Origin of the sequence: Lapillicoccus sp., assembly GCF_046595215.1 — a bacterium.
Classification (GTDB): domain Bacteria; phylum Actinomycetota; class Actinomycetes; order Actinomycetales; family Dermatophilaceae; genus Lapillicoccus.
On the sequence record NZ_JBKJPP010000133.1, the window covers coordinates 1 to 8839 of the forward strand.

An 8839-nucleotide genomic window follows, 5' to 3' on the forward strand; every position below is an offset into this window, starting at 1 on the left:
CAGGCCGACCTGGTCATCGTCGCCACGCGCACCGACCCGAGCAAGGGCGCCAAGGGCATCACCTTGTTCATGGTCGAGGACGGCATGGAGGGCTTCAGCCGGGGTCGCAAGCTCGACAAGGTCGGCCAGGAGGAGAGCGACACCGCCGAGCTGTTCTTCCAGGACGTGCGCGTCCCCGACACCAACCGGATCGGCGACGAGGGCATGGGCTTCATCGCGATGATGCAGCGCCTCCCGCAGGAGCGCATCGGGGCGGCCGTTTCCAACACCGCCCACGCGGCGCAGATCCTCACCGAGACGATCGCCTACACCAAGGAACGCAAGGCCTTCGGTCAGTCGATCGGCTCGTTCCAGCACAACAAGTTCAAGATCGCCGAGCTCGTGACCAAGATCGAGGTCACCCAGGCCTACGTTGACGACTGCGTCGAGGCCCACGCCAACGGCACCCTCACCGCCGTCGATGCTGCGAAGGCGAAGTGGTGGAGCGCGGAGGTGCAGAACGCTGTCCTCGACGAGTGCGTCCAGCTCTACGGCGGCTACGGCTTCATGAACGAGTACCGCGTCGCGCGCGCCTGGCGTGACGCCCGGGTCACCAAGATCTGGGCCGGCTCCAACGAGATCATGAAGGAGCTCATCGGCCGCGACCTCGGTCTCTGAGTCCCCGTGCGGAGCAACAGGGATACCGTGCGGAGCAACAGGTATGCCGTGCGCCCCGCCGGGCACCCGGCATACCTTGCGGGGGTGTGAGGTCGGCTGTGGTGTGATGCATCCGTGAGCCGCGCGGAGGAGGACAGCAACCGGCGGATGCTGCGGGCTCGCGACGCGATGGACCGGGCCTATGGTGAGCAGCTCGACATCCCGGCGCTGGCCCGGATCGCGTTGGTGTCCGAGGCCCACTTCATCCGGACCTTCCGGGCAACGTTCGGTGAGACGCCGCACCGCTACCTGCAGCGCCGGCGGGTCGAGCGGGCCACCTTCCTGCTGCGCGACACCGCGCTCAGTGTCACCGAGGTCTGCCTCGCGGTGGGGTTCTCCAGCCTGGGGACGTTCAGCCGGACGTTCCGCGAGGTCATGGGGGAGTCGCCGTCGGCCTACCGTCGGCGCGCCCCGGTCGTGGTGCTGCCGTCGTGTGTGGCGATGGCGTGGCTGAGATCGAGCAGTTTCGGAGAAGCGGGCACCGGGTCGGGCCTCTAGCGTTGGCGAGGTCACCGCACCTCCCACCGAAAGGTCCACCCGTGCTCACCCACCTCAAGATCACCGGCATTCACGTCCTCGACCAGGACGAGGCCCTCGACTTCTATGTCAACAAGCTCGGCCTCGAGGTGCGCACGGACGCCGACCTCGGCTTCATGCGCTGGCTGACCGTCGGGGTCCCGGGCGACCCCGACCGCGAGATCATGCTCGAGAAGCCCGGCCCGCCGATCATGGACGAGTCGACCACCGACCAGGTCAGGTCCCTGCTCAGCAAGGGCGCCGGCGCGGGGTGGCTGATCTTCTCGACCGACGACGTCCACCAGGCCCACGCCGAGCTCAAGGCGAAGGGAGTCGAGCTGCCCGAGGAGCCGACCGAGCAGTCCTACGGCGTGGACTTCGGTTTCCGGGACCCGTTCGGCAACCAGATCCGGGTCGGGCGGACCACCCCGCCCAGTTGAGGACGCGAAAGGTGGGCGTGCTCAGTCCTGCGGACCGCCGGCGACGTAGATGACCTGGCCGCTGACGAACCCGGCCTCGTCACTGGTGAGGAAGGAGACCATCGCCGCGATGTCGTCCGGTTGGCCGACCCGCTGCACCGGGATCTCCTTCGCGGAGTGGGCGATGAAGTCATCGAAGGAGACCCCGAGCCGCTCGGCCGTGGCCCTGGTCATCTCGCTCTGGATGAACCCGGGCGCGATCGCGTTGGCGGTCACACCGAACTGGCCGAGCTCGATCGCGAGCGTCTTGGTGAACCCCTGCAGGCCGGCCTTGGCCGCCGAGTAGTTGACCTGTCCTCGGTTGCCCTGCGCGGACGTGGACGACAGGTTGACGATGCGCCCGAACTTCTCGGCCGTCATGTGGGTCTGGACGGCCCTGGTCATGAGGAACGACCCCCGCAGGTGGACGTTGATGACCGCGTCCCAGTCCTCCTCGGTCATCCTGAAGATGAGGTTGTCGCGGGTGATCCCGGCGTTGTTGACCAGAATTGTCGGAGCGCCCAGCTCGTCGGCGACGCGCTGCACTGCCGCGGCGACCTGGTCGGCCTTCGACACGTCGACACCGACCGCGATGGCCCTGCCTCCGGCGCCGGTGATCGCGGCGACGGTGTCGGCGCAGGCGGCCTCGTCGAGGTCGAGGACTCCGACGGCGTGCCCGTCGGCGGCCAGGCGCCTTGCGGTGGCGGCGCCGATGCCGCGAGCGGCTCCGGTGACGATGGCGGTGCGGGGGGTCGTGGACACAGGTGCTCCTCAGCGTTGGGTGGCGGTGCCCGCCTACTCTACTGAGCGAGCGCTTACCCGGATGGCGACTCCGTCACTGAAGAGTCCAGGGATCGTGTCCACCCAGAAGAGGAACGATGACCGATCGGTGACTGATAACCGATTCCTCACTGAACGAAGCGCACACCGGTCGCGGCATGTCCGGGAGAACCCGCCTTGCAGCGTCGGTCGTCAGCGAGGACGACGCTTTGAAAGCTGGTTGAGTTGGGCTCACCCCATTCTGGCGAGGTGAAGGGTGAGATCGGTCACCACCATCACGCGCTCTGGGAGCACCCCGAGGATCCGATCAAACACGTGCTCCCGAACCGAGACGGGCAGCTCGAGATAGGCCGAAATCGTCGACAGGTGGCACATGTAGTCGCGCGCTGACATCGTCGTCCGGCGTTCGATGGTGGACTGACGGACATCGATGAATCGGTTGGACTGACCCAGCTCGGTCCCGGGCCATTGCATCGGGCTGTGCGTCGGCGTCCCGTCAGGCGAGGGAACACCGTCGTCCACCAGGAACGGCGATCTGGCGTCAAGGACGGCCTCCTCGACGGCCATGTCGGCGAGACACATCTGTCCGCCGAAGGACGCGAACATCCCGTCGGGGTTGAGAAACGCAGCCACACGCGACCACCGATGGGCCGGCTCGGTCCAATGAAGAGAAGCCGCGGCGAAGACCAGGTCGTAGGTCGAGGTCAGCGGGAGATCCTCGAAGGCGCCCTGCACTGTGGCAACCGTTTCGGGCACGTGCTTGCGCAGTTCCGTGAGCATTGCTGCGTCTGGTTCGGTAGCGGTCACAGCGATTCCGCGCCTGGCGAAGACGCGTGTGGCTTCGCCTGTACCCGCGCCGATCTCCAGGGCGGTGTGGACTGGCTGGCCTGCGTAGGCCAGCACCTGATCAACGAGTTCGTCGGGGTAGCCAGGTCGGAAGTGCTCGTAGGCCGATGCCACCGACCCGAACTTCAGCGCGCGCCCAGTCATGCGCCCATGGTGACATCGCCTCCACGCCCAACGCAGCCGAGTTGCAGGGCAACACCCTTCACCCGAAGGCCCGTCCGTGGTCGTGGCTCGCCGCGGGTGGAGGGTCAGGACTCCTTGAGGCGGAGCATGCCCTCCTGGGCCACCGTGGCCACGAGTCGGCCGTCAGAGGCGAACATCGAGCCGGTCGCGAGACCTCGACCGCCCTGCGCCGACGGGGACTGCTGGGTGTAGAGGACCCATTCGTCGGCCCGCGCCGGGCGGTGGAACCACATCGCGTGGTCCAGGCTCGCCGGGCGCAGACGCGGGTCCGACCAGACCAGCCCGTGCCGACGCAGGACCGGCTCGAGCAGGGAGTAGTCGGACGCGTAGGCGAGGACCGCGGCGTGCAGCAACGGGTCGTCCGGGAGGGAGCCGATGGCCTTGAGCCAGACGCTCTGTCGTGCCGCCCGCTGCCGGCCGGGAGTGAAGTAGATGTTGCCCTCGACATGGCGCAGGTCTATCGGCCGGGCGCGGGCGAAGCCCTGGGCCAGCGGGTTGCCCAGCTCCTCGACGAGCTCCTGCGCGCTGGACAGGTGGTCGGGATCCGGCGCGGCGGGCATGGAGTCCTGGTGGTCCATCCCCTCGGACTCCTCCTGGAAGGAGGTGATCATCGACAGGATCGGCTTGCCGTACTGGATCGCGTGGACCCGGCGGGTCGAGAAGGATTTGCCGTCCCGCATCCGCTCCACGGCGAAACGGATCGGGTGGTTGTCGTCGCCGGGGCGCACGAAGTATCCGTGGAGCGAGTGGATGTGCCGCGGCGCGTCGCCGACTCCCTCGACCGTCCGTCCGGCAGCGATGACGGACTGGGCCAGCACCTGTCCGCCGAACACCCGACCGTGCGGCTGCTTCTGGCTCTGGCCGACGAAGACCGAGGCCTCGGACTCGCCCAGCTCGGACTCGGCGTCGCCCTCTGCCCCGGCCACCGTGATGTGCGCCTCGCCGAGAGGCTTCAGGTCGAGCACCTCGAGCAGCTCGGCCAGCGCGGCCGGGCGGTGAGCGCCCTCGTCCGGGTCGGCTGGGGGGGTGTCAGGCTGGCCGGGAGCATCGGGGGTCACGAAAAGACCCTATCGAGGGGGAGCGCCGATCAGGCGATGAGCGTGCCCCTGGCAGTGCCGGCCGCGGGGCCCTCGGCGACGAGGCCCCAGGCCCGCGCGATCCGGTCCACGGCGTCGGTCAGGACGTCACCATGCACCGCGTAGGGGATGCGGACGAACGACTCGAGCCCGCCCTCGACACCGAAGGACGAGCCGGGGGCGAGCCGGACGCCAAGCGGTGCGACGGCGTCGCAGAGCGCGCTCGAGCGGGGTTGCGGCAGCTCGCACCACAGGCTGAGGCCACCGGTGGGGACGGTGAAGCGCCAGTCCGGCAGGCGCCGCCGCAGGGCCGCCGTGAGCGCGTCACGGGAGGATCGCAACTCGGAGCGCCGATGTGCCAGGACCGAGTCACGTTTCACGAGAAGCCTTTTCAGGACGAGCTGTTCGAGGACGGGGACTCCTAGATCGAGGCTGAGTCGGGCCTGTTCGAGTCGGGCCACGTCACGCTCGGGCGCCCGGAGCCACCCGACGCGCAACCCACCCCAGTAGGTCTTGCTCGCACTCCCGAGCGTCACGGCGCGCTCGTCGAAGGCGGCGAGCGGACGGGGCATCTCGTGGTCCGCGACATCGATGCCGAGCTCGGCGGGGGTCTCGTCGATGACGGCAACGGCGCGCTGGCGACGAAGGGAGGCGGCCACCTGCACGCGGGTCGACTCGTCGACGAGCGTGCCGGTCGGGTTCTGGAAGTCGGGGATGAGGTAGGCCAGCGTCGCCGAGCTTTGGCGCAGCGCGACGTCGAGGGCGTGCGGGTCCAGTCCGGCGGCATCGAGGGGCAGCCCGACGGTGCGCGCGCCGCTGTCTCGCACGGAGGCCAGCGCGTTCGGGTAGGTCGGTGACTCCATGAGCACCCTGTCGCCGGGCCCGACCATGGCCCGCAGGACCACCGAGAGCGCGGCCAGGGCACCCGTGGTGACCATGATCTGGCCCGGCGTCGTCTCCAGACCGCGCGTGGCGTAGCGCTGCGCGAGCAGCTCCCGCAGCTCGGGGAGGCCGAAGGGCGAGTAGCCCGCGCCCCCGAGGTGACGGGGCAGCTCGCTCACAGCCTCCTCGAAGGCCTCGGCCATCCCGGGCGGCGCGCTCGGTGCGGCGATAGACAGGTCGATGAGGTCCAGGCTCGTGTCACCCGGCCCCAGCGGACCGCCGCCGGACCGTCCTCCGGGCACGGTGACGACGCTGCCCGAGCCCTGCCGCGAGACGAGGTAGCCACGGTCTCGCAGCACGGCATATGCCGCGGCGACGGTCGTGCGACTGGTGCCGAGGGCGGCGGTCAGCGTCCGCTCGCTGGGCAGCCGGGTGCCGTCGAGGATCCGTCCGTCCGCGACGAGTCGTCGCAGCCCCTCGGCCAGGGCCTGGTATGCCGGGGCGGCGGGGTGTGCTTGCGGCGCGCCGGAGCGCAGCTGGCTGACGACGGTCGAGACGGAGACGGTGCGGGTGGCCATGCAGGCCAGTGAAGCACGATTGGCCATGGATGCGGTGGCCACCATGGCTCATGATCGTCATCATGGCCCGGACGCACCTCTCCTTCCTCACGCCGCGCGAGCAGTTGCACGCCGGGCGGCTGCCTCGTCGCCTCGCCCAGCTGGCTTTCGGGCTGAGCCTTTACGGGCTCTCGATGGCGGTGATGATCCGCAGCCAGCTCGGGCTCGCCCCGTGGGACGTGCTGCACTCCGGCCTCACCCAGCGACTCCCGTTGACCTTCGGCCAGATCACGATCGTCGTCGGCGCGCTCGTCCTGGTGCTCTGGATGCCGCTGCGGCAGTGGCCCGGGCTCGGGACCGTGGCCAACGTCGTCGTCATCGGGCTGGCCACCGACGCCAGCCTGGCGCTGATCCCCGAGCCGAGCGCACTGGCCCCCCGCGGCGCCCTCCTCCTCGGGGGGATCGTCCTCAACGGGCTCGCGGGTGGCCTCTACATCGGGAGCCAGCTGGGGCCGGGACCCCGCGACGGGCTGATGACCGGCTTCGCCCGACGCACGGGATGGAGCTTCCGCCTGGTCCGCACCGGCATCGAGATCTCGGTGCTGGGCATCGGCTGGCTCCTCGGGGGCGTCGTCGGGGTCGGGACCGTCGTCTATGCCCTGAGCATCGGCCCGCTCGTGCACTTCTTCCTGCCCAGGGTGACCGTGGCCCTTGATCAGCCCGCCGTGGCCAGCGAGAAGGGCAGCACCGCGTCCGCCCCCGCCTGACGCAGGACCTGCGCCGCCACCGTCATCGTCCAGCGTGAGTCCACGAGGTCGTCGACGAGCAGGACGGGTCCACCGCCGCCGGCAAGGCTCGCGGCGAGCTGCGGGGGGACGGCGAGGCGGCCCCACACGCCGGCCAGCCGGAAGGCGCTGTTGCCACCGGCCTCACCGACCGGACCACCGTCAACGAGGTCGAGGGTGCCGAGGAAGGGAAGGCGCCCGATCTCGGACAGGCCCCGGGCGAGCGAGTCGACGAGCAGCGGTCGGGACCGGGAGGGGAGCGCGACGACCCCGGTCGGCCGCTCGGACCAGCCCCAGTCGCTCAGGACCCCGACGCAGGCCCGGAGCAGCTCGGGGGAGACCGGGGCATCGACGCGCAGCAGCTCGCGCAGGCGCTGGCCCCAGCCGAGGTCGGTCAGGCGGGCCAAAGCCCGTCCGGGCGACAGGGCCTGCGCCGCAGGGATCTTCCCCGAGAGCGCCACTCCGAGGCGCGACATCCCGGTGGGCCACTGACCCCGCGGCTCGAGGTCGACGCCGACGCGCTGCAGCTGGCCTCGGGCGGTGAAGAGGGCCGCGTCGGGGATCGTGTCCGGGAACCACGTCCCGGCGCACACGTCGCAGCGACCGCACGGGAGTGCGGTGTCGTCGTCGAGGGCCCGCTGGAGGAACTCCATCCGGCACCCCGCGCCCCGTTCGTAGTCGAGCATGAGCTGCTGCTCGCGGTCGCGGGCCTGCGCGACCCGGCCGTAGCGCTCCGCGTCGTAGGTCCACGGGGTGCCCGTCGCGGCCCAGCCCCCGGTCACCCGGGTCACGGCCCCGTCGACGTCGAGGACCTTGAGCAGGAGCTCGAGCCGGGTCCGGCGGAGGTCGACGATCGACTCGAGGGCGGGCGTGGACAGCGGCCTGGACGCCTCCGCCAGCGCGGTGAGCACGGCGTCGGCCTGCTCTTGGCGGGGCATCGACGCCGACGCGAAGTAGCGCCAGATGTCCTTGTCCTCAGGCCCGGGCAGGAGCAGGACGTCGGCGTTCGCCGTGGCGCGTCCCGCTCGGCCGACTTGCTGGTAGTAGGCGACGGGGGAGGAGGGCGCGCCGAGGTGGAGCACGAACCCGAGGTCTGGTTTGTCGAACCCCATGCCGAGCGCACTGGTCGCGACGAGGGCCTTGACGCGGTTGTCGCGCAGGGCAGACTCGAGGTTTTCGCGGTCGGCGGGGTCGGTCCGGCCGGTGTAGGAGCGCACCTCGTGGCCCGCATCCCGCAGGGTGGCCGCGACATCGTCGGCACCCGAGACGGTGAGCGTGTAGATGATGCCGCTGCCGGGCAGGTCCGCGAGGTGGGCGACCAGCCACGCAACCCGCTGCTCGGGGGAGGCCAGGGGCAGGACACCGAGCCGCAGCGACTCACGGGCCAGTCCGCCACGCAGGGTGAGGACCTCGTGACCACCCGCCCCGAGCTGCTCGGCGACGTCGGTGACGACCCGGGCGTTGGCCGTTGCCGTCGTCGCGAGGACCGGGGTGTCCGAGGGCAACGTCGTCAGCAGGTCGCGGATGCGGCGGTAGTCCGGTCGGAAGTCGTGGCCCCAGTCGCTGACGCAGTGGGCCTCGTCGACGACGAGCAGTCCGCAGCGGCGCGCCAGGTCGGGCAGCTGCTCCTCGCGGAAGCGGGGGTTGTTGAGGCGCTCGGGACTGACGAGGAGGACGTCCACGTCGTCGGCGGCGAGCGCCGCGCCGACCGAGCCCCATTCCTCGGCGTTGGCCGAGTTCATCGACACGGCCCGGATCCCGGCCCGCTCGGCAGCCGCGATCTGGTCGCGCATCAGGGCCAGGAGCGGGGAGATGATGATGCTGGGTCCGGCGCCGGCCGCCCGGCGCAGTGCGGTCGAGACGAAGTAGACCGCAGACTTGCCCCAGCCCGTGCGCTGGACGACGAGGACCCGCCGCCGGCCGCCGACGAGGGCCTTGATCGCCTCGAGCTGCCCGTCACGGAAGGTGACGTCGTCGCGGCCGACCAGGCGGTGCAGGGCGGCGGCGGCGTCGGCCGCGAGGTCGAGGGTGCGGGGTGTGTCCATGATGTCCACCGTACG

General features: G+C 70.6%; 9 protein-coding genes. 4 read left to right on the forward strand and 5 right to left on the reverse strand.

The window, feature by feature from the left end; genetic code table 11:
- The 3 genes from ACLL9L_RS11675 to ACLL9L_RS11685 all read left to right on the forward strand — a co-directional run.
- Positions 1–657: acyl-CoA dehydrogenase family protein (locus ACLL9L_RS11675; protein WP_411284832.1), on the forward strand; the 657-nt coding region annotated here is incomplete at its 5' end.
- Positions 658–771: 114 nt separating this feature from the next.
- Entirely contained in the window at positions 772–1194 is a 423-nt protein-coding gene (locus ACLL9L_RS11680) for a helix-turn-helix domain-containing protein (RefSeq protein ID WP_411284833.1), read from the forward strand.
- Positions 1195–1235: 41 nt separating this feature from the next.
- Positions 1236–1652 carry a VOC family protein gene (locus ACLL9L_RS11685; RefSeq protein WP_411284834.1) on the forward strand — a complete coding sequence of 139 codons (417 nt, stop codon included), beginning with the start codon at positions 1236–1238 and terminating at the stop codon, positions 1650–1652.
- A gap of 21 nt (positions 1653–1673) precedes the next feature.
- Here the strand turns inward: ACLL9L_RS11685 and fabG are convergent, their stop codons facing one another.
- The 4 genes from fabG to ACLL9L_RS11705 form a co-directional block, all read right to left on the reverse strand.
- Entirely contained in the window at positions 1674–2432 is a 759-nt protein-coding gene (gene fabG / locus ACLL9L_RS11690; RefSeq protein ID WP_411284835.1) for a 3-oxoacyl-ACP reductase FabG, read from the reverse strand.
- 249 nt (positions 2433–2681) lie between these two features.
- Complete coding sequence (locus ACLL9L_RS11695) at positions 2682–3440, reverse strand: class I SAM-dependent methyltransferase (protein ID WP_411284836.1); 759 nt, start codon at positions 3438–3440, stop codon at positions 2682–2684.
- A gap of 104 nt (positions 3441–3544) precedes the next feature.
- The gene (locus tag ACLL9L_RS11700) at positions 3545–4537 is read right to left on the reverse strand and encodes an acyl-CoA thioesterase (RefSeq protein WP_411284837.1); all 993 of its coding nucleotides are present in this window, start codon (positions 4535–4537) and stop codon (positions 3545–3547) included.
- A gap of 29 nt (positions 4538–4566) precedes the next feature.
- A complete protein-coding gene (locus ACLL9L_RS11705; RefSeq protein WP_411284838.1) occupies positions 4567–6015 on the reverse strand; it encodes a PLP-dependent aminotransferase family protein in 1449 nt (482 codons plus the stop codon).
- A 62-nt stretch (positions 6016–6077) separates the two neighbouring features.
- On the opposite strand from ACLL9L_RS11705, the gene ACLL9L_RS11710 reads away from it, so the two are divergent.
- Complete coding sequence (locus ACLL9L_RS11710) at positions 6078–6761, forward strand: YczE/YyaS/YitT family protein (RefSeq protein WP_411284839.1); 684 nt, start codon at positions 6078–6080, stop codon at positions 6759–6761.
- On the opposite strand, the gene ACLL9L_RS11715 is transcribed toward ACLL9L_RS11710, so the two are convergent.
- Positions 6710–8824: a RecQ family ATP-dependent DNA helicase gene (locus ACLL9L_RS11715; protein WP_411284840.1), complete on the reverse strand. Its 2115-nt coding sequence runs from the start codon at positions 8822–8824 to the stop codon at positions 6710–6712. The two genes, ACLL9L_RS11710 and ACLL9L_RS11715, sit on opposite strands and share 52 nt — an antisense overlap.
- Between the last annotated feature and the right edge of the window lie 15 nt (positions 8825–8839).

Excerpts from the sequence above, each read along its gene's own strand:
- ACLL9L_RS11695 (WP_411284836.1), bottom strand. The coding sequence starts at position 3,440 with ATGACTGGGCGCGCGCTGAAGTTCGGGTCGGTGGCATCGGCCTACGAG.
- ACLL9L_RS11715 (WP_411284840.1), bottom strand. The coding sequence starts at position 8,824 with ATGGACACACCCCGCACCCTCGACCTCGCGGCCGACGCCGCCGCCGCC.
- ACLL9L_RS11710 (WP_411284839.1), top strand. The coding sequence starts at position 6,078 with ATGGCCCGGACGCACCTCTCCTTCCTCACGCCGCGCGAGCAGTTGCAC.
- ACLL9L_RS11705 (WP_411284838.1), bottom strand. The coding sequence starts at position 6,015 with ATGGCCACCCGCACCGTCTCCGTCTCGACCGTCGTCAGCCAGCTGCGC.